General features: G+C 55.4%; 11 protein-coding genes and 2 pseudogenes. 4 read left to right on the forward strand and 9 right to left on the reverse strand.

Annotated elements, in window-relative coordinates:
* Positions 1 to 81: 81 nt before the first annotated feature.
* The 4 genes from wzc to wbaP form a co-directional block, all read right to left on the reverse strand.
* Complete coding sequence (gene wzc, locus JNO11_RS12815; RefSeq protein WP_010248139.1) at positions 82 to 2,259, reverse strand: tyrosine-protein kinase Wzc; 2,178 nt, start codon at positions 2,257 to 2,259, stop codon at positions 82 to 84.
* 12 nt (positions 2,260 to 2,271) lie between these two features.
* Entirely contained in the window at positions 2,272 to 2,706 is a 435-nt protein-coding gene (locus JNO11_RS12820) for a protein-tyrosine-phosphatase (RefSeq protein WP_010248142.1), read from the reverse strand.
* 9 nt (positions 2,707 to 2,715) lie between these two features.
* Positions 2,716 to 3,855 carry a polysaccharide export protein gene (locus tag JNO11_RS12825; protein ID WP_010248145.1) on the reverse strand — a complete coding sequence of 380 codons (1,140 nt, stop codon included), beginning with the start codon at positions 3,853 to 3,855 and terminating at the stop codon, positions 2,716 to 2,718.
* A 287-nt stretch (positions 3,856 to 4,142) separates the two neighbouring features.
* Positions 4,143 to 5,576 (reverse strand): undecaprenyl-phosphate galactose phosphotransferase WbaP, encoded by a 1,434-nt coding sequence (gene wbaP, locus JNO11_RS12830; RefSeq protein ID WP_010248148.1) that lies wholly within the window; start codon positions 5,574 to 5,576, stop codon positions 4,143 to 4,145.
* Positions 5,577 to 6,371: 795 nt separating this feature from the next.
* On the opposite strand from wbaP, the gene JNO11_RS12835 reads away from it, so the two are divergent.
* Positions 6,372 to 7,943 carry a TerC family protein gene (locus JNO11_RS12835; protein WP_010248151.1) on the forward strand — a complete coding sequence of 524 codons (1,572 nt, stop codon included), beginning with the start codon at positions 6,372 to 6,374 and terminating at the stop codon, positions 7,941 to 7,943.
* 30 nt (positions 7,944 to 7,973) lie between these two features.
* Here JNO11_RS12835 and asmA read toward each other — a convergent pair whose 3' ends face one another.
* From asmA to udk, 3 genes and pseudogenes are all read right to left on the reverse strand, one after another.
* Positions 7,974 to 9,797 (reverse strand): outer membrane assembly protein AsmA, encoded by a 1,824-nt coding sequence (gene asmA, locus JNO11_RS12840; protein WP_033772204.1) that lies wholly within the window; start codon positions 9,795 to 9,797, stop codon positions 7,974 to 7,976.
* Positions 9,798 to 9,809: 12 nt separating this feature from the next.
* Positions 9,810 to 10,391 (reverse strand): dCTP deaminase, encoded by a 582-nt coding sequence (gene dcd, locus JNO11_RS12845; RefSeq protein ID WP_004571280.1) that lies wholly within the window; start codon positions 10,389 to 10,391, stop codon positions 9,810 to 9,812.
* An 81-nt stretch (positions 10,392 to 10,472) separates the two neighbouring features.
* A pseudogene (gene udk, locus JNO11_RS12850) lies at positions 10,473 to 11,116 on the reverse strand (uridine kinase).
* A gap of 283 nt (positions 11,117 to 11,399) precedes the next feature.
* Between udk and JNO11_RS12855 the strand changes: the two are divergent.
* The 3 genes and pseudogenes from JNO11_RS12855 to yegD all read left to right on the forward strand — a co-directional run bounded on the left by JNO11_RS12855 (position 11,400) and on the right by yegD (position 16,941).
* Positions 11,400 to 12,014, forward strand: a complete 615-nt coding sequence (locus JNO11_RS12855; RefSeq protein WP_010248160.1) for a phosphatase PAP2 family protein — start codon at positions 11,400 to 11,402, stop codon at positions 12,012 to 12,014.
* 161 nt (positions 12,015 to 12,175) lie between these two features.
* A complete protein-coding gene (locus JNO11_RS12860) occupies positions 12,176 to 15,511 on the forward strand; it encodes a diguanylate cyclase (protein WP_325177389.1) in 3,336 nt (1,111 codons plus the stop codon).
* A 76-nt stretch (positions 15,512 to 15,587) separates the two neighbouring features.
* A pseudogene (gene yegD, locus JNO11_RS12865) lies at positions 15,588 to 16,941 on the forward strand (molecular chaperone).
* Between the two features lie 374 nt (positions 16,942 to 17,315).
* Here the strand turns inward: yegD and JNO11_RS12870 are convergent.
* Both JNO11_RS12870 and JNO11_RS12875 read right to left on the reverse strand, forming a co-directional pair.
* Complete coding sequence (locus tag JNO11_RS12870) at positions 17,316 to 18,659, reverse strand: carbohydrate porin (RefSeq protein WP_325177390.1); 1,344 nt, start codon at positions 18,657 to 18,659, stop codon at positions 17,316 to 17,318.
* Between the two features lie 210 nt (positions 18,660 to 18,869).
* The gene (locus tag JNO11_RS12875; protein WP_325177391.1) at positions 18,870 to 19,829 is read right to left on the reverse strand and encodes an aldo/keto reductase; all 960 of its coding nucleotides are present in this window, start codon (positions 19,827 to 19,829) and stop codon (positions 18,870 to 18,872) included.
* Between the last annotated feature and the right edge of the window lie 27 nt (positions 19,830 to 19,856).

Consider the following 19,856-nt stretch of genomic DNA (forward strand, 5'->3'; position numbering starts at 1 on the left):
GTGTAAATTGATGCGTGTCGTCATTCAAAGGGACGATAAAAAAGGGGCGGTCAGACCGCCCCCTGTTTTATTGCTCAATGATCAGCTTTTGTTCGTCTTGCCGTAGTCATAGGCGTAGTAGTCATACCCATAGCCATACGCATTAGCGGCTTTACGCACCACGGCGTTGAGGATCACACCTTTAATCTCAATACCGTTCTGGGCAAAGCGTTTGAAGCTGACGTCCACTTCTTTGGTGGTGTTGGCTTCGAAACGCGCCACCATCAGTGAGGTGCCGGCCAGCTTACCGATGATAGAGGCATCGGTGACGGCCAGGATTGGCGGCGTATCGATTAACACCAGGTCGTAGTTCTTGCTCGCCCACTCCAGCAACTCACCCATGCGACGATGCATCAGCAGCTCAGACGGGTTCGGCGGAACCTGACCACGTGGCAGGAAGTCGAAACCGTACACGCCCTGCTGAATCAGCGCCGGGCTGAACTCAGTTTTACCGGACAGCACGTTGGACAGACCTGATTTGTTATCTGCGCCCAGCAGTTCGTGGGTGTAACCACGACGCATGTCGCCATCGATAAACAGAACACGCTGACCCGCTTTCGCGACCAGGGTCGCCAGGTTGGCACAGATAAAGGTTTTACCAATACCCGGGCTGGCACCGGTGATCATCAGGATGTTGTTTTTCGCTTCCATCATCGCGAAGTGCAGGCTGGTACGCAGGCTACGAATCGCTTCGATGGAGAGGTCAGTCGGGTTACCCAGCGCCAGCAGCGTTTCGTGCGGATCGGTTTTCACCTTGCTGCCACGACGCGCCAGGGCTTCGGTATCCTTCTTACGCTGCCAGTCTGACAGTGGAACGCTGGCATAGACATTCATGCCCAGCTCTTCCAGCTGATCCGGGTTCTCGATGCCGTGATGCAGCAGCGCTTTCAGCAGAACCAGACCCACTGACACAAACAGACCGAAAATCAGGCTCGCGGCGATGATCAGCAGCTTCTTCGGTGCAACAGGCGAGTTAGCGGTTTGCGCGCCATCGATGATGCGGACATCACCCACGGTGCTCGCTTTACTGATACCCAGCTCCTGCTGACGGTTCAGCAGCTGCATGTAGATCTCCTGACCAGACTGAACGTCACGGGTCAGACGCAGGATTTCCTGCTGAGTCTGTGGCATGCCAGCAATTTTCTTGTTCAGCTGAGCCTGCTCACCTTCCAGCGTTTTGCGTTTTTCAAGCAGCGCGCGATACGTCGGGTGATCTTTGGTAAACAGCTGAGAGACTTCGGCTTCACGGAAGGTCAGTTCGTTCAGCTGACTCTGCACGCTGACAGAGGAGTCCAGAGCGGATTTCGCTTCCAGTGACAGGTCAACAGATTCGTTCTGACGACGGAAGGTGTTCAGCTTGTCTTCCGCTTCATCCAGCTTGCTGCGCACGGCAGGCAGCTGAGTGCGTAAGAACTCCAGGCTTTTCTCTGCCTGCGCTGACTTGCGCTCAACGTTCTGTAACAGATAGTTATTCACAATCTGGTTCAGCACTTTGCTGATCTGCTCTGGATCTTCACCCAGATACTCCAGACCCAGCACGCCGGTATCTTTACCTTTGTCTGCCACGGTCAGGTTAGAGAGCACTGAACGGATCGCCTGCAGGTTATTCAGCTTGGTCACGGTGAAGCTGGTGCCTTCATCAGCGTGGATCTCGCTGACCAGCATGCTGATGTCGCCGTGCGACTCCAGCTGGCCGACTTTACCTTTGAACAGCTCATCGCCATCTTTTGAGACGGTGTAGCTATCCGGACCGGTCACTTCCAGTTCAACGTTACGTTTGTCGATAGTGCGTGGGATTTCCAGGCGCGAAATCGCGATACTGGCGGGTTTGTTGCCCATCAGGCGCGACAGACCTTTACCGATAACCGGGAAATAGTTCTGCTCAACGACGGTATCCAGACCCAGATCGTCAACGGTTTTGCCGATGACCATACGGGATTCCAGAATCTCGATTTCCGTATCAGAGGCTGGTGTCGGTGGCAGAATGCTGTCAATTTCGTTCAGAACGGTGCTGGCATTCTTCTGCTCAACCTGAACTAACGCATCTGCGCTATAAATGGGTGTTGCAAACAGTGTGTAGAGTGTTCCCGCCAGCATGAAAAAAGCGGTAACGGCAACAATGATCCAGCGATGATCAATTAGCTGTCCCACAAGATGCGCCAGATCCCATCCATTCGAATCCTCTCCCGGCGCGGTTCTGACCTTATTTTTTATATTCATGGATAATCCCAACTATCGGCTTAATACGTTCACCCACTTCTGGGTAGCGTTTTCCAGTAATCCGTAAATCTCTTCAAAGGCCTCACGGCTTTTTCTGTACGGATCCGCAATTTCTTTCTGATTGAGCCAGTGCCCAAGCAGCATGGTTTTGCCACGCGCGGCCGGGTCGATGCGATTCACCTGTTCAATATGTCGCTTTTCCATCACCAGAATCAGGTCAACGTTGCGGCACATCTCTGCCGTCAACTGTTGCGCCTCATGTCCTTCCAGCGACAGACCCTGCGCAGCAGCGACTTCAGACGCCGTCTTGTCGGCCGGGTGGCCGACCAGCGCCCCCAGGCCGGCAGAGCGAACGTCTAAATCAGGCAGCGCACGTTTAAACAGGCGCTCTCCGGTAGGAGAGCGGCAGATGTTGCCGACGCAAACGACTAACACGGACTTAATCATGATGGGACCTTAATTACCCCAGGTACGGATACGCGATGCGGCCTGTGTTGCATCGTTGATACCTGCGATGGTCGGTATCAACTGCCCAATCACACGGTTCCAGCGCGTCAGCGGCGTAGAGGTGACATAAACGATGTCGTAAGGCTGGAGCTGGAAATCGGTTCCCATCACCATGGATGCCGCATCTTTGGTGTTCAACTGATAGATGTTGGCAATCTTGTTGCGATCGGTGCCGTGCAGTGGACGGATAACGAATACACCGGTGGCGTCAGAGGTGGTTTGATCCATCCCGGCCGCATTGCCCAGTGCTTCCGCCAGCGTCATGCCGCTACGGTCCATTTTCAGGGTGGTCTGCTGCTTCACTTCACCCATCACGAAGATTTTCAGATCATCGTTACGCGGAACGTAAAGAATATCGCCTGGATAGAGGAGGTGGTTCTGGCTCAGGTCACCATTCTGCATCAGTGCCTGCAGAGAGATGCGCTGTTCACGCCCGTTGTGCGTCAGCACCACGTTGCGCCAGTCAGCATCAGCGGCCAGGCCGCCAGCGGCGTTGATCGCATCCAGCACCGTCAACGGAACGTTGGTGATGGGCTGCTGACCAGAAGTGGTCACTGAACCCGTCACATAAGTTTTCTGTGATTTGAACGAGGCGATGCTGACATCAACCTGTGGGCTTTCAATGTACTGAGCCAGACGACGTGACACTTCGTCACGCACTTCGCCGACGGTACGGCCCGCTACACGCACACGACCGATGTAGGGATAGAAAATGGTGCCGTCAGAATGTACCCAGTTACCGGTGTCGCTGGCGCTACGGTACTGACCCGCTGGGGTGGTCAGTTCCGGGTGATCCCAGACCGTTACGGTCAGGACATCGCCCACACCGATACGGTATTCGTAGTTCTGAATTTCGTTCTGCAGGGCAGGATTCGTCTGAGCCACCAGTGGCTTCGGACGCATCCTTTCAACCAGTGAAGGCGTTAACGGGAAGACGTTGACATATTTATCGATGTCAAAGTTGCTATCCTGCTGTTCAACAACATCTTTTCCTGATGTAGAAAGGTGAGAACCTGGTTCGATCGTACACCCGCTAAGGAATGTGGCGGATACCAGCAAGGGTATCAATTTCATTTTGATTGTAATCATTTAGATCTTCGCTATCAGTTATTTATTGATAGAGGCGAAACCGCCGCTGTGTAAGCGTCCAACAAAAAGTAAATCCTACCTGACTTAAGCACTGAACCTGTCGTTCATTATCCTTGCTCCACTTGTTATAAGTAGCGGCCATCTACCAGGGTGTACCCTGAACGCCACGCATCATAGCGGACTATGGATGCACAGCGATATCCCTGATGATGGCCACTATCAACGACACGCCTGACAACGGCAAAACACCTCTGAGCGCGCATTAACGCGCTCATTCCGACTCACGATTAATAGGCACCATCGCGTTTCAACACCACGCCCACTGTTTTAAACAGAATCGCGATGTCGTTCCACAGTGACCAGTTTTTCACGTACCACGAGTCGAAATAGACGCGGGTTTCATAGTCAACATCATTACGACCGCTGACCTGCCACAATCCCGTCATGCCTGGCTTTGCCATCAGGTAATAATCAACATCACCGGCATAACGACAGAGTTCATCTTCAATGACCGGACGCGGTCCGACCAGACTCATATCACCGCGCACCACGTTCCAGAGCTGAGGGAGCTCATCGAGGCTTGTTTTACGGATGAAGTGGCCCACTTTAGTAATACGTGGATCATTTTTGAGTTTGAAATCTTTATCCCATTCCGCACGGGCAATCGGATCAGTGCGCAGCACCTCTTCCAGCACTTCTTTTGAATTAATGACCATCGAGCGGAATTTCAGACATTTGAATTTACGGCCATTCATTCCCACACGCTCGTGACCATAAATCGGTGGTCCACCGTCACGACCCACCAGGAAGCCCAGTACCAGCAGCGCTGGCATCAGCATCAGGATAATCGAGAGCGCACCCACGATATCGAATGCCCGCTTCAGGAAGCGCGACGTGCGTTTAGCCAGGTTGTTCTGAACCCGCAGGATCATCACTTCATGGCTGAAGATATAGGCCATATCGGTACCGTAGAGCGGTACACCACGCAGGGTTGGGATCACTGACACTGAACGGCAGTTGTGCATCGCCAGCGATTTAAGCCAGACATCACGGTACTGACTCTGCTCGTACTCAACGGCAACGATAAACTGCGTTTCGCTGTTGGTGAGGCTCCAGAGCTCCTGCTCGTCGCGCAGCACCGGCACGCCGTTCATGATCTCCTGCGGACAGGTTCCATCAACGTCATAGAAGGCGATAACGTCAAAACCCATGACCTCTTCGCTTTGCAGCGCCTGCCAGGCTTCGTGCGCATTTTTGCTGCTGCCGATAATAATGGTCTGTTTTTTCCACAAGCCATTTTTATTCAGCAGACGTTTAGAAAGCGCGCGGCAGGTCGGAATTAAAATCAGCGCCAGGATCCAGGTCAGTAACCAGACGAAACGCGACATCTGCCACTGCGACAGAGCGGTAATCGACAGGTCGATAACAGAAAATATAAGAATGGTACGAAAAACTTCTTTTAATTCGAACCAGAAAGGTTTGCGGTAAGTGTAGTGACGCAGCCTTACCCAGAACCAACCAATACAAATTACCGACAGACAAATGTGTGTGGCAATTTTTAAATTCATTTCTTTTTCAGAAATATCTGCCAGCGGCGAATCTGACTGCAAATTAATTAGCATCATCGCCAAAAAGAACGCTGCGTTGAAACAAATTAAGTCTGAACATGCCAGCATTAATTTGGTAATAAGACTTTTAAACGTAAATTCTGTATCGCGCATATTTAACTCTTTATTTTATTTCCTTAAACCCGCAACGGCTATCGCCTGTTTAATCATTAAGCGACGAAACCTCTCCAGAGTGAGCCGTTTCTAAGGGGAGCTCCTGCGGCGTTTACGCCAATGATCTTAACCATGAAACCAATAATATCGTGATGAATACCAACAGATTACTCTGACTTAACCACCGCCAGCGCTGCTCACTTTATCAACAAAAACGCGATTCGGGCACGCTACCGCCCTTGGCTGTCGCTGCCAATATCGCTGTCATCATTCATAATGCTCCCCGTAATGTGTTAGCGTTACCGCAACGCATCATACAGACGTTCACAGGCGAATTACTCATTCGTGACATTGCGATTAATGTCGAATAGGTACGCAGATTACGACTCTGGGGCAGAGTTTGCTAACTTGTTGCTATACTAGTTATTACTGGCTTGTTTACAAGCAGGTCCCGCCATCCCTGGACTATTTTAGGAAAAAGACTACCAGCAATTAGTATTGAGGCCTGACGGGCAGTGCAATCCTTTCTTCACAATTCGGATTAATGCCATACTCCCGATGAGATAAATCGCATAAGCCCGACAGGTGAATATCTCTTTCCTGTCAGCCAATGACTAAGAATTATCTCTACTGCGTCCTGTGAAGTTAATCAAAGCGTCACACTATTATGTTCATATTTTGCACGATATAGCGCGGTTATCTGAGAACATGCCCCCTGCCCTGCCATTTGTACGTGGCTTCGCACTCCACTATCATCAGAGAAAACTCAATTTAAGACATTCAGGTGAACAACGCATGCTGGAGGTAATTGCAGATCCCTCGCTATGGGCGGGATTAGTAACGCTAATCGTTCTGGAACTGGTTTTAGGCATCGACAATCTGATCTTCATCGCCATCCTGGTGGAGAAGCTTCCAGGGCCGCTTCGCGACCGCGCGCGCGTGATTGGACTGCTGCTGGCGTTATTGTGCCGATTATTGCTGCTGGCATCGCTTTCCTGGCTGGTTACGCTGAAAGAACCCTGGATTACGCTTATGGGCCATCCCTTCAGTGCGCGCGATTTACTGCTGCTGACAGGCGGGATTTTCCTGCTATTTAAAGCCACCACAGAGTTGAATGAGCGTCTTGAAGGGGATGATGAGGCGTCCGGTCAACAAAAAGGCGGCGCTAAATTCTGGCCGGTGGTGGCGCAAATCGTGGTGCTGGATGCCATCTTCTCGCTGGATGCGGTGATTACTGCCGTCGGCATGGTTAATGACTTACCGGTCATGATGATTGCGGTCACCATCGCCATTCTGCTGATGCTGCTCGCCAGCAAGCCGTTAACCCGCTTCGTGAACAACCATCCTACGATTGTGATCCTCTGCTTAAGCTTTCTGCTGATGATCGGCTTCAGCCTGGTGGCGGAAGGCTTTGGCTTTGTGATTCCCAAAGGCTACCTCTATGCGGCAATCGGCTTCTCGGTGGTCATTGAGGCACTGAACCAGCTGGCGCACTTTAATCGTCGTCGGGTGCTGTCGGCCGGTCGTCCGCTACGCCAGCGCACGGCGGAAGCGGTGTTACGGCTGCTGCGCGGCGCGGCAGAACCGGCGGAACTGGATGCGAAAACTTCGTCACTGATTGCTGACAGCGATGACAGCATGCTGTTTAACCGGCAGGAACGGGTGATGATTGCCCGCGTACTGGGCATGGGTCAGCGCCACATTAACAGCATCATGACCTCGCGCCACGACGTCGAACATATCGATCTCAGTGATGATCCGGCAGAGATTATGTCGCGCCTCGACCGCAATCAGCACACGCGAATACTGATCACAGATCACTCCAGCGAACCGCTGGGCGTGGTTCACGTTATCGATCTGCTGCACCAGTCACTGCACCACAATTCCCTGGATTTACGCGCCCTGATTCGACAGCCGCTGGTCTTTCCTGAACGGCTGACGGTGCTGCAGGCGCTGGAACAGTTTCGTCAGGCCCATACTCACTTTGCCTTTGTGGTTGATGAGTTTGGTTCGGTGGAAGGCGTGGTGACGCTGAGCGATGTAATGGAGACCATCGCCGGCAATCTGCCGAATGAGGCGGGTGAAATCGATGCTCGCTACGATATTCAGATTCAGGATGAAGGTCACTGGATTGCTAACGGTCATATGCCGCTGGAAGATCTGGCGCTCTATGTGAAATTGCCGCTCGATGAGCAGGGTGACTATCATACGCTGGCGGGATTACTGATGGATAAGCTGCAACACATCCCTCAGGAAGGCGAAGTGTTGCAACTGGGTGACTATCTGCTGCGAACGCTGCAGGTCGAAAATCATCGGGTGCAGAAAGTCGAGATCCTGCTGCAGCCCGATATCAGTTACGAGGTCTGAGTGGTTAGCTGGCAGAAGGGAATGCGCCCGCTACGGGCGCATGATTTTCTTCAGGTTCTCTTTGTTCTCGCCCTCTTTCTGGCGATCGATCCACTGATTCAGCCGTGATTTCGCCTCACTCTGCAGCCGGTTACGCAGAACGTCATCCACCGGCAGAGAGTATTGCAGGCTGTCCCAGCGACCATACATGCGCAGCGGAACCGGCTGACTGGAGAGCGCTTTCACCAGCGCATCATCGCCACGCCAGCCGCTGATTTTTAGCCCCAGGGTCATATCCAGCTGTTGCTGCACCATGTCAACTTTGCCCGCACCCTGCAGGCCCAGATTCTGGCCGTTGCCATTGATATCGCTGAAACTGAGTACGCCCTTATTCAGCGCCACCTGTGCGCTGATCGACTCAATCCCCTCATCCACCGCCTGATCGCTGCTGACCTTATCGCTGACCCGCGCCACGGCACGCTGCACCATCTGCTGCAGATTCAGCTCTGCCAGCTTCAGGTTGCTGGCGCTGATGGTCGCCCTGCCCTGCCAGCGATGTTTGGCTGCTTCGACCGTCAGCGTATCACCCGACAGGTCGCCATCCAGACTCAGGTTCCCCTGCACACTTTCCGGCAGTTCAAACGCTTTAAGCAGCGGCTGAATCGCAATTAAACGGAGTTGGGGTTTAAGGCTGACCCGCGTCTCTGGCTGACGGATATCGATACTGCCAGGAATGGAGAAACTGCCATTGCCCAGCTTGCCGCTGAGCGTCTTCAGCGTCATCACTCCCTGCTGATTGCTGGCGTTCACCGAAAGACTGGTCAGAGAGAGTCCGCGCCATACCGCATTGTCAGCCTGTAACTTCAGCGCCAGATCCAGGTCATTCAGCGGAGAGTCGGCGTTGCTGCGTTCCCGCGGCGCAGCAATCACCGGCGAACGGGCTACGGTGGCGTGCTGCACGCCAGGTGCGTCAGAGACGGGCGCACTGGTGAGTAAATTATCTACGTTAAGGTTGCTGGCTTTCAGATCCAGCGCCAGCTGCTGCGGTGGCGCAATATGACCACTGCCCTGCCCGGTCAGGGTGCTGTCATTGGCGGTGAGCTGCAGATTACTGAAGGAGAGCTGCTGGCGGTCACCATCCCACTCGCCCTGCAGGCTCAGCGAGCCTTTGATCCCCTGTGCCGGAATGTCGGCGCCGGACAAAGTGTAATCAAGCTGCTGCAACTGGCCGCTGAGGCGATGGGGATATTGCGCGGCATCCAGCTGGCCTTTGAGATTCAGTGTGGCGTTGCGCTGGTTGCGCATCAGCGTAGTGCTCAGCGACAGCGTCGCCAGCTTGTTCGCGTCCTGTTCCATATTAATGTTGAGGTCGCGGAAATTATATTCGTCGCCGCCTGGCTGCTGCCAGATCAACAGACTGTCTGCTACCCGCAGTTTAGCGATATCAAATGACCAGCCGCTGGAAGGCGAAGCCGGCTCCGCATCACGCGGACCCTGGGGCGCATTTCTGGCACGCTGCGCGCGGCTATCTGGCGTCACCCGCACTATCGCATTTTTCAGCATCACCTGGCTGACGCTGAGCTGATGAGACAACAGTGGCCAGAGATCAACATCCAGCCGCATGTTTTCCGCCGAGACCATTGGCTGGCTGGCACCCGGCGCGGTCAGGCTCATCCGGCCGGCCAGAATGCTGAGCTGAGGCCAGACGTGCCAGCGCAGATCGCTGCTGACCTCAAGGCGATAACCACTGCGTTGTTCGACCTGCTGCACCATATAGGCACGAAAGTCGTTGGGATTGACCAGCAGCACCAGCGCGCTCATTCCCGTTACGACCACCACTAACAGGATGGCCAGCGTGGTTATCACTCTTTTCATTACATCCTCAGATCAGTCTTTGTCGATACGGCTGGCATCAGCGCCCTGCTGACCGCGATATTTCGCATCTTCACGCCGGTTGTAGGGACGCGCAGCCGGGCCTGAAAGCGGTTCAAAACTCAGCGCACCGATCAACATACCGGGACGCAGAGCCAGCGGCAGTTTACCTGAATTGTAGAACTCCAGCACGATACGGCCCTGCCAGCCAGGATCGATGCGGTGAGCCGTAACGTGTACCATCAACCCAAGTCGCGCCAGCGATGAACGGCCATCCAGCCAGCCGACCAGATCGTCAGGCAGCGTCACGGACTCCAGCGTCACCGCCAGCGCCAGCTCTCCCGGATGAAGGAAAAAGGCCTCGCCATCAGGCAATACGATCTCATCGCTCATGACCCGATCCAGTGCCGCGCTCACTTCCTGTTTCGGGCCGCTCAGATCGATAAAGGCCGCGGTATGACCGCTGAAGGTGCGGAACTGATTACCCAGACGCACATCGACGGTGGCCCCGTTAATGCGCTCGACCGGCGGGCGTGGCTCAATGGCCAGTTTGCCATTGTCCAGCCAGGCTTCAATATCGCGATCGCATAATCTCATTGCGGTAACTCCATGGCATTAGTGTAGCAAACCGGCATGCGTGCCTGCCGTCGGTCTGCACCACGTCCGGACGGACGTGTGTTATTCAAAAAACTGGTTGATTTTCGCCTTGAGGATATCGATGGCGATACGGGTTTTTTCCGCCGCGCGGCACAATGATATCGGCGTACTGTTTTGATGGCTCGATAAACTGCAGGAACATCGGACGAACGGTCTTCTGATACTGACTCATTACCGAATCCATTGAGCGGCCACGCTCATTGACGTCACGTTTCATACGACGCATCAGACAGATGTCGAGCGGCGTGTCCACGAAGATAGAGAAGTTGAGTTCCTGGCGCAGACGGGCATCGGTTAACAGCAGAATGCCTTCAAGGATGATGACCTTTTTTTGCGCTCAGATGATGCGTTTGCTGGGTGCGGGTGTGCTCAACGTAGCTGTAGACCGGCAGCTCAATATCCTGACCGGCTTTGACCGCCTGCAGATGCTGCAACAGCAAATCATGATCCATCGCACTCGGATGGTCATAATTGGTTTTAACCCTCTCTTCCATGGTGAGGTGACTTTGATCTTTGTAATAAGCATCTTCCGGGATGACCCCGATGTGCTCGCCACCTACCTGATCACGGATTTCACGATAGAGCGTGCTGGCAATTAAACTTTTACCGGATGCGGAAGCGCCGGCAATGCCTACAATCACGCACTGATGAGACTTGTCAGTCATACTTTTTTAAGACCTGATAACTGGAGCCTGCCACTGGTCACACATTACGCGGGCAGCGGACGGGCCGAAATGGAGAGGGTGTGTTCGCGCTAAGTATAGGGATTTCGGCCTTTTGATGCCAGAGAAATGGCGTCGGCGACTTTTCAGACTTTCTCCTTTGGACGCCACTCATTTCACCGATAAACTAGCGGCACACCATACTATAAAAAAAATGGCCTGCGCGGCGCGCTGTTCAGACAACGCGTGTCGCTAACGTGACGACCGAAGATGCATCAGGAGTGGTATGCACTGGAAGACTTTGACCTATTTTGGCGACAGCATGCTGTTGATTCCAACAGCGGTGATTATTGCGCTGATTTTGCCGTGGAAGAGTGATAATCGTCATACGGTCTTTTACTGGATTGTAGCATTTGGCCTGGCTGGCCTGACCGTCAGCATCTCTAAAATTCTGTTTCTGGGGTTTGGCATCGGCAGCGCCCGCTTTAATTTTACCGGTTTCAGCGGTCATAGTGCCATGTCCGCCACGCTGTGGCCGGTCATGCTGTGGCTGATTTCCGGGCGCTGGTCCGCGATGTGGCGCATTGCGGCGATTGGGGTTGGCTATCTGATTCCCCTGATGGTCGGTTTCTCCCGCCTGGTCATCCACGCACACTCAAAAAGTGAGGTGGTCACCGGGCTGCTGCTGGGCTTCACGCTGAGCACGGCGTTTCTGATATCCCAGCGTCGCACCTCGCTCAAAGGCTTCAGCTGGCCGCAGGTCGGTGCTGCGCTGTTAGTGCCGTTTGTATTGATGAGTCACGGTCGTGTCGCCACCACGCAGCAGTTCCTGGAGCGTTTCGCCGCCAGCCTTGCGGGCATGGAGAAACCCTATACCCGCGCCGATCTTTTCCGCCAGTAATCAACGTGCTGGCAATCAATCTTAGCGTGCCCGTCAATTCGCCGAATAACGGGCAATATTGATTTCACCCCTTTTTTTTGCCGGATGTGCTAGCATGCAGTGAGAGAATGACTGGTGCCTGATACGCCATTGTGGAGCGCTGCACCCTGCCGGAAGTCCGCATGACGATAGAGATCCTGTCCCCGCAAAATAGCACGCCAAACCGCTGGCTCTCGGCGCTGCTCCTTGGCTGCGTGGTGTTTGTCCTGACACTCTTCTGTCTGGAACTGATCGTCGTCAGCGGCAAAATCTCCCCGCTCTGGTTTCCGACTACGTTAATGACCGTCGTGGTTTTCCGCTGCCCGTCACGCCAGCTCCCGCTGCTGCTGACAGCCTGCGTGCTTGGCACCGCCGGGGCTAACGCCATCATCATCGGGCCTGCCCTCTCGAACATTAAATTCGCCCTGCTCAATCTTATCCAGGCCGGTGTGGGTGGCATGCTGCTGCGCGCCCTGCTGGATCGGCGCGCGCCGCTGGATTCACTGCATGACTGGGCACGGATGGTACTGTCGGTGGGCATCGTGACGCCGGTGCTCGGCGGCCTGCTGGCACTCTGGACGCTACAGGTCAGCGGCCACGCCTCGTTTCCCTTCTTTTATACCTGGGTGATCTCCGAAATCATCGGCATGCTGGTGTTAGGCCCGATGCTGTTACTTCTGCCGTGGCCGCTGCGTCGCACGGGGTTCAGCAATCTGCGCCTGGCCGAAGCTCTGCTGACGCTTCTTCTCACCCTCGGGGCCAGTTATCTGGCGCTGCGCTTTTTGCCGTGGCCCTTTACCTTTATTGTGGTGATCCTCTTCTGGTGCGCGGTCCGCCTGCCCAAGCTGCAGGCGTTCGTGCTGTTCTTCCTGAACGCCAGTTTTATCTCGATACTGCTCGCCTTTGATCTGGTCACCGTGGTGAACAACAACAGCGCGCTGGGCCCGGTCTCCAGCTGGCTGCCGTTCCTGCTGGTGCTAATCCCCAGTCACATTATGTCGCTGGTGATGGATGCGTTCCGGCGCGAAAAGCTCCATATCACTGACAGTGAAACCCGCTTCCGTCACGCCATGGAGTACTCCGCCATCGGGATGGCGCTGGTGGCGCCCCACGGCAGCTGGTTGCAGGTCAACCGCTCGCTGTGCCAGATCCTGGGCTACCCGGCTGAGGAGCTGAAGCGGCTGACCTTTCAGCAGATCACCCATCCCGACGATCTCAGCCTCGATTTGCAACATGCGAACCGACTGCTGGCGGGTGAGATTGATACCTACACCTTTGAGAAGCGCTATTTCCGCAAAGATGGCGAGATTGTCTGGGCGCGGCTGACGGTATCGCTGGTGCGCGATGGTAACCAGGAACCGCTCTACTTTATTGCGCAGATTATCGATATCTCTGAGCTGAAGCAGAGCGAGCAGGTGAATCGCCGGCTGATGGAGCGTATTACGCTGGCCAACGAAGCGGGTGGCATTGGCGTATGGGAGTGGAACCTGCTGACCGGCGAGATGTTATGGGACAAGCGCATGTACGCGCTGTTTGGTCTTGCCCCGCATGAGTCACCCAGCTATGACCTCTGGATCCATCTGCTGCATCCCGCCGATCGCGAGTATGCCGCACTGACGGTGCAACAGGCGATTGAGCTTCGCAGCGCGTTTCACATGGAGTACCGCGTGGTCGATGACCAGGGACATCGCTGGGTGCGCACTCAGGCCAACCGGCTGCTGAGTAAAGAAGGCCGCATTGAGCGTATGCTGGGCATCTGTCAGGACATCACGCCGCTACGCAATCTTAACGAGGCGCTGTTTCAGGAGAAAGAGCGCATGGCGATCACCCTGGATTCGATCGGCGAAGCGGTCATCAGCACCGATAAAGAGATGCGCGTTGCCTTTATGAACCCGGTGGCGGAGAAAATGAGTGGCTGGTCGCAGGAGCAGGCCGCCGGTCAGCCGCTGAGTGAGCTGCTGCATATCACGCAGGGACGTAACGGCCCTGAGGTAGAGAGTTTGCTGTTATGCCAGCTGCCGCCGGAAAAAGTCACCCCCGGTCTCGCTGAAGATCTGGTGCTGCATACCCCGGACGGCGGCCATATCGATATTCACTACAGCATCACGCCGCTGCGTTCAGAAGCGGGTCTGGAACAGGGGGCGGTGATGGTCATTCAGGATGTGAGTGAGTCACGCAAACTGATGAAGCGCCTGAGCTACAGCGCGCTGCATGACACCCTGACCCGTCTGCCTAACCGCGCCAGCTTCGAACTTCAGCTTAAGCGTCTGCTGTTTGATGCCGCTGAACATCAGCATCAGCACGTGCTGGTGTTTATCGACCTTGATAAGTTTAAAGCGGTCAATGACAGCGCCGGGCATGCTGCAGGCGATGCGTTACTGCGCGAACTCTCCGATCTGATGCAGCACCCTCTGCGCAGCAGCGATTTCCTTGCGCGACTGGGCGGTGATGAGTTTGCGCTACTGATGCCCGATTGCGATATCGCACAGGCACATGATGTGGTGCAGCGCATTGTCGCCGCGGTAAATGATTACCGGTTCCAGTGGCTGGGACGCCTCTATCAGGTCGGTGCCAGCGCGGGCGTGACGCAGATTTCAGCAGAAAACTGTCAGAGCAGCGACGTGCTTTCGCAGGCGGACATCGCCTGTTACAACGCCAAACGCAGCGGGCGCGGACGGCTGGTGGTCTACGAACAGCATCGCTTACCGCTGTCGGGCAACCATCAGGGCATGGATGCGGCGATGATTGATGCGCTGCAGATCGAACTGCCCGCCTGGGCCGTTGCCCCGCCAAAAACGCCGCAGGCCGCCTTTATCTGGCTGCTTGAGGTGCAGCTGTTAACCGCTGACGGATTGCTGCTGGATGAGACACTGTTACGCAATAACCTGCCTGATGAAACGCTGCGTCGCCGGCTGGATAACAATATTCTTGAGGCTTTTTTCCGCCACGACGTGCAGCGGCTCAATAACAAAGGCATTCCGGTGATTCTGCCGCTTAATGCCCAGGTGCTGAGTGATGCCGCCTTTGTGCAGCAACTCTGTCAGCGCTTTGTCGCTGCCGGTCTCTCCAGCAGCGGCTGTGGTTTTGCTTTCCCTGCCGCCAGCGTGCTGAGCCAGGGCGATCAGCTCTATGCCGCGCTGCTTCAACTGCGGCAGTGCGGCTGCCGCATCGTATTGCAGCATTTTGGCCGTAATCTGGATGCCTTCAATCTGCTGAGTGACGAGGTGGTCGATTATCTGGTGCTGGCGCCTGAACTGGTTGCCAACGTTCACAATAATCTGATGGATGAGATGCTGCTGACCATCATTCAGGGCCAGGCCACACAGCGCAATATCTCGGTGCTGGCCGGTCCGGTTTCGGTACCGGCCCTGCTCAGCACCCTGGCTAACCTTGATGTTAATGGCGTCTGGGGCAGTGCCGTGGCTGAGCGCCAGCCGTTGCGTTCACTGGCTGAAGATCACATCTTCGCTATTCGTTAATTCCGGCGCTGCCCGCTTGCCACCCTGCTGAAGCTGCGCTAAAGTCGCCCCCTTTTTTCCGGCATGGGGGGCGAAAATGTTCATAGGATTCGATTACGGCACGGCTAACTGCTCTATTGCAGTCAGCGAAAATGGCACGCCACGTCTGTTAACGCTGGAAAATGATCAGCGCCTGCTGCCGTCGATGATCTGTGCGCCGACCCGCGAGTCGATCAGCGAATGGCTCTATCGTCATCATCAGGTCGCGACACCTGACAGCGAAACCACGGCGCTGCTGCAGCGCGCGCTGCGATATAACCGCGAAGAAGATATCGACGTCCAGCCCAATAGCGTGCAGTTTGGCCTTACCGCGCTGCAGCACTATATGGTCGATCCCGAAGATGTCTGGTTCGTTAAATCCCCCCAAATCATTCCTCGGTGCTACTGGCCTGAAGCCACAGCAGATTGCCCTGTTTGAAGATCTGGTCTGCGCCATGATGCTGCACATCCGCAAGCAGGGTGAAAGCCAGCTTGATCAGGCTATCGATCAGGCGGTAATCGGCCGACCGGTCAACTTCCAGGGTTTAGGCAGTGAAGAGTCTAACCAGCAGGCTGAAGGTATTCTGCTGCGCGCCGCCCACCGCGCCGGTTTCCGCGACGTAGAGTTTCAGTTCGAACCGGTAGCGGCCGGACTCGATTTCGAAGCCACGCTGCAGCAGGAGACGCGGGTACTGGTAGTGGATATTGGCGGTGGTACTACCGACTGCTCAATGTTGCTGATGGGGCCGAAGTGGCGTGATAAAGCTGACCGCCGTGAAAGCCTGCTGGGCCACAGCGGTTGCCGTGTCGGCGGTAACGACCTGGACATCATGCTGACGTTTAAGACCCTGATGCCGCTACTCGGTCTGGGAGGTAACACTCAGAAAGGCACCGCCCTGCCTGCGCTGCCGTGGTGGAATGCGATCGCCATCAATGATGTTCCGGCACAAAGTGACTTTTACAGTCCCGCCTGCGGAAAGTGGCTGCGGGATTTAGTGCGTGATGCGGAACAGGGTGACGTGGTGGCTCGCCTGCTGAAAGTGTGGCAGCAGAAGCTCAGTTATCGCCTGGTGCGCGCAGCGGAAGAGAGCAAGATTGCGCTGTCAGCCAGCCCGGCGCATACCGCTTCCCTCGACTTTATTGCCGCCGAATTAGAGACAGAGATTGGAGTGGATCAGCTGCAGGACGCTATCAGTCAGCCGCTGGAGAAAATTCTGGAACAGGTGCAGCTGGCATTGGCCACCAGCCAGATTAAGCCTGATGTGATTTACCTGACCGGCGGCAGTGCGCGTTCGCCGTTGCTGCGCGCGGCGCTGCAGCAGACGCTGCCGGATACACCGATTGCGGGCGGCGATGATTTCGCCTCCGTCACCGCTGGGCTGGCCCGCTGGGCGGAAGTGATGTTCCGTTAATTCTGCTTTACGCTGCGCTGCAATAAAAAAACGGCACCTGAGGGTGTAATGCCAGTCAGTTAAGCGACAGGTGATAACGCAGTCTGGTGCCGGGCCTGCTCTGAAGCTTGAGTGCATGTTGTCAGAAAGGGCACGATGGTGAAGGCCTGAGCGCCTCTGCTGCTGAAAGGGCTATCCGCAGCGCTGAGGCGTGACGGTTGGCCAGAAGTCCACGCCGGGAAGCGTGGACAGTTCGGGGCCGGCCAGAGAGGGCCGATCCCCGAACGGTTCGTCGGCACGACGTCAAAGCCGAAGGTACCGCGTGAGCGGCGCGAGGACGGCCCGGCAGCAGCAGAGGTGCGCTGGCCCGCACTGCGGCTCGCTCGCCCGGAAAATCAGAATGCAATATTGGCGCTGATACCGCCGATAAACGCATCTTTCACTTCACTGACTGCGCCTGGTGCAACCACATACTGCAGGTTAGGTCGCAGTGACATCCAGTTAGTTACTTTGGCGTTGTAGTAAACCTCATAGTTGTACTCTGAACCTTCCTGAATCGGCAGATAGGTCGGGCTGTCAAAGCGGCTCTCGCCATTAGCCTGATTCTGCTGACGCAGTGAGCGGGTATAGTCGCTGTTCACATGAACACGTGATGCGCCCACGCCGATCTCATCCTGAGGACGAGCATCAAACGGTCCTGTCCAGGTAAACGCAATAGACTGATAGTTGTCGGTCTTTGAGGTCTTGTGATCGTTCATCACCGCCTGCACCCGCACGCCCAGACCGCGATTCACATCGCCATCCTGCGCGGTCAGCTGTTGCTGTAACAGCAGATAGCCGCCATAGGAATGGGCCTGATCCTGATAGCCGCCGTTGCGCCAGCTGCCATAAACATCGCCATCCACCGAGGAATAGTAATAGCCGATGCGGTAGTTACCCGGTAATCTCTCCGGCCCGAAGGTCGGTTTCCAGCCCAGTTCGACCGGCACCAGATTCCCTTCTGAATTGCTGGTATCCAGACGGAAGCCATCACCGCGATCGTAGTTAGCGCGGTTCTGATTATAGAAACCGACCTGGAAGAAAACGTCCGGCGTGATATTGAATTTCACCCGGCCGCCCCACTGCGAGACCGGCCAGTTAAACCAGCGATCGCCGCGCCAGTTACCCGCCTGCCCGCTGCCCAGAGCCAGGTTCTGGAACAGATTGCCATCGAAGTTATCGAAGTCTTCCCCTACCGTCACCCGCCCGGCTTTCACATCGACCACATCGTTAAACAATCCTTTGCGTAACCAGAACTGGGTCAGACGCCAGGTCTGGCCGCGACCGTAAACCTCCTGCACCGAGGAGAGCATACCGGTGCGTTGATCCGCGACCTGTTCAGAAAGATTCTGTCCGTTACGACTGGTCACGGTCATCTGGAACTCGGCATCCTGCCAGTCCAGCAGCTTCTGCAGATCGAAATTGGTGCCGAACGACCACTGATCGCTGTAGCGCATGGTGGTATTGGTATCTGCCCCGCCGCCTAAATTCGCGGCGCTTTCCATGGTGTAGTTAACGTCAAACTTAATGCCGTCGTCCTGCAGCTGCGTTCGGTACCCGCCCCAGTCACCAAACATCCATTCGGAGTCCGGACTCAGGGCGTCAGCGGCCAACGCCTGCGCGGAAAACATGGCCAGGATCAGGGTGCCGGTTGCCACACGGCGCAGCGGGAAACGCTGCTCTGCTTTTCTGTTTTTCATCTTGCTTATTCTTATGTAAGTTACGGAAAATGACGCGCAGAGGATAGTGCTGGATAACCTCTGTTTTTTGTAAATACGTGCGCATAATTACCCGTAACATCCGTTTATTAACGCATTTGTGATCGGGATCGCTGATTGGTTATTCTCTGGGCGGGGTGCGTATTTTTTGACAGGTGCAGCGTAAAAAAGGGGCGCTATCGCCCCTTGTGTTTACTGGCTTGCCTGATTCAGTTGTTCAATCTGCGCCGGGGTCAGCGTCAGCTGCATCGCGCCACTCAGATCGTCGAGCTGTTTCAGCGAGGTGGCACTGACAATCGGTGCGGTGATGCCGGGACGGGCGATCAGCCAGGCCAGCGCCACCTGCGTCGGCGTCACCTGATGCGCTTCGCTGATAGCATCCAGCGCGTCCAGGATCCGCAAACCGCGCGGGTTAAGGTATTTATCTACGACACCCTGACCGCGCGCGCTTTTACCGGCATCCGCCGCCTCGCGGTATTTGCCACTGAGAAAGCCGCTGGCGAGTGAATAGTAGTTAATAACGCCCAGCCCCTGCGCCATCACCACCGGCTCCAGCTCCGATTCATAGGGCTGGCGGTCATAAAGGTTGTATTCAGGTTGCAGGGTTTCATAGCGCGCCAGCCCCTGCGTTTCACTGACCTGCAACGCCTCCTGCAGCCGTGCCGCGCTGTAATTGGAAGCACCAATCGCCCGCACTTTGCCCTCTCTGATCAGGCTGTCGAAGGCGCTCAGGGTTTCCGCCAGCGGCGTATCCTGATCGTCGCGGTGCGCCTGGTAGAGATCGATATAGTCGGTCTGCAACCGGCGCAGTGAATCTTCAACTGCCTGACGGATATATTGCGGTTTCAGCCCGGTTTTCTCCGGCGACAATTCCATGCCAACCTTGGTTGCCAGCACGATCTGGTCGCGTTTGCCGCTTTTTTTCAGCCATTCACCCATAATGGTTTCCGATTCACCGCCTTTATTGCCCGGTGCCCAGCGGGAATAGACGTCGGCGGTATCGATAAACCACAGGCCTCGATCCACCAGCGCATCCAGCAGAGAAAAGGAGGTGGTTTGATCCACTGTCCAGCCAAACACGTTGCCGCCAAACGTCAGCAACGGCACCGCGATACCACTGTCACCCAACTGCCGGGTTTGATTCTGACTCATTTCCTGCTCCTTATTTGCCTGAAAAAA

The sequence above is a fragment of the Pantoea sp. 1B4 genome, from assembly GCF_016925765.1.
Lineage (GTDB): Bacteria > Pseudomonadota > Gammaproteobacteria > Enterobacterales > Enterobacteriaceae > Pantoea > Pantoea agglomerans.

Excerpts from the sequence above, each read along its gene's own strand:
- wzc (WP_010248139.1), bottom strand. The coding sequence starts at position 2,259 with ATGAATATAAAAAATAAGGTCAGAACCGCGCCGGGAGAGGATTCGAAT.
- JNO11_RS12820 (WP_010248142.1), bottom strand. The coding sequence starts at position 2,706 with ATGATTAAGTCCGTGTTAGTCGTTTGCGTCGGCAACATCTGCCGCTCT.
- JNO11_RS12825 (WP_010248145.1), bottom strand. The coding sequence starts at position 3,855 with ATGATTACAATCAAAATGAAATTGATACCCTTGCTGGTATCCGCCACA.
- wbaP (WP_010248148.1), bottom strand. The coding sequence starts at position 5,576 with ATGCGCGATACAGAATTTACGTTTAAAAGTCTTATTACCAAATTAATG.
- JNO11_RS12835 (WP_010248151.1), top strand. The coding sequence starts at position 6,372 with ATGCTGGAGGTAATTGCAGATCCCTCGCTATGGGCGGGATTAGTAACG.
- asmA (WP_033772204.1), bottom strand. The coding sequence starts at position 9,797 with ATGAAAAGAGTGATAACCACGCTGGCCATCCTGTTAGTGGTGGTCGTA.
- dcd (WP_004571280.1), bottom strand. The coding sequence starts at position 10,391 with ATGAGATTATGCGATCGCGATATTGAAGCCTGGCTGGACAATGGCAAA.
- JNO11_RS12855 (WP_010248160.1), top strand. The coding sequence starts at position 11,400 with ATGCACTGGAAGACTTTGACCTATTTTGGCGACAGCATGCTGTTGATT.
- JNO11_RS12860 (WP_325177389.1), top strand. The coding sequence starts at position 12,176 with ATGACGATAGAGATCCTGTCCCCGCAAAATAGCACGCCAAACCGCTGG.
- JNO11_RS12870 (WP_325177390.1), bottom strand. The coding sequence starts at position 18,659 with ATGAAAAACAGAAAAGCAGAGCAGCGTTTCCCGCTGCGCCGTGTGGCA.
- JNO11_RS12875 (WP_325177391.1), bottom strand. The coding sequence starts at position 19,829 with ATGAGTCAGAATCAAACCCGGCAGTTGGGTGACAGTGGTATCGCGGTG.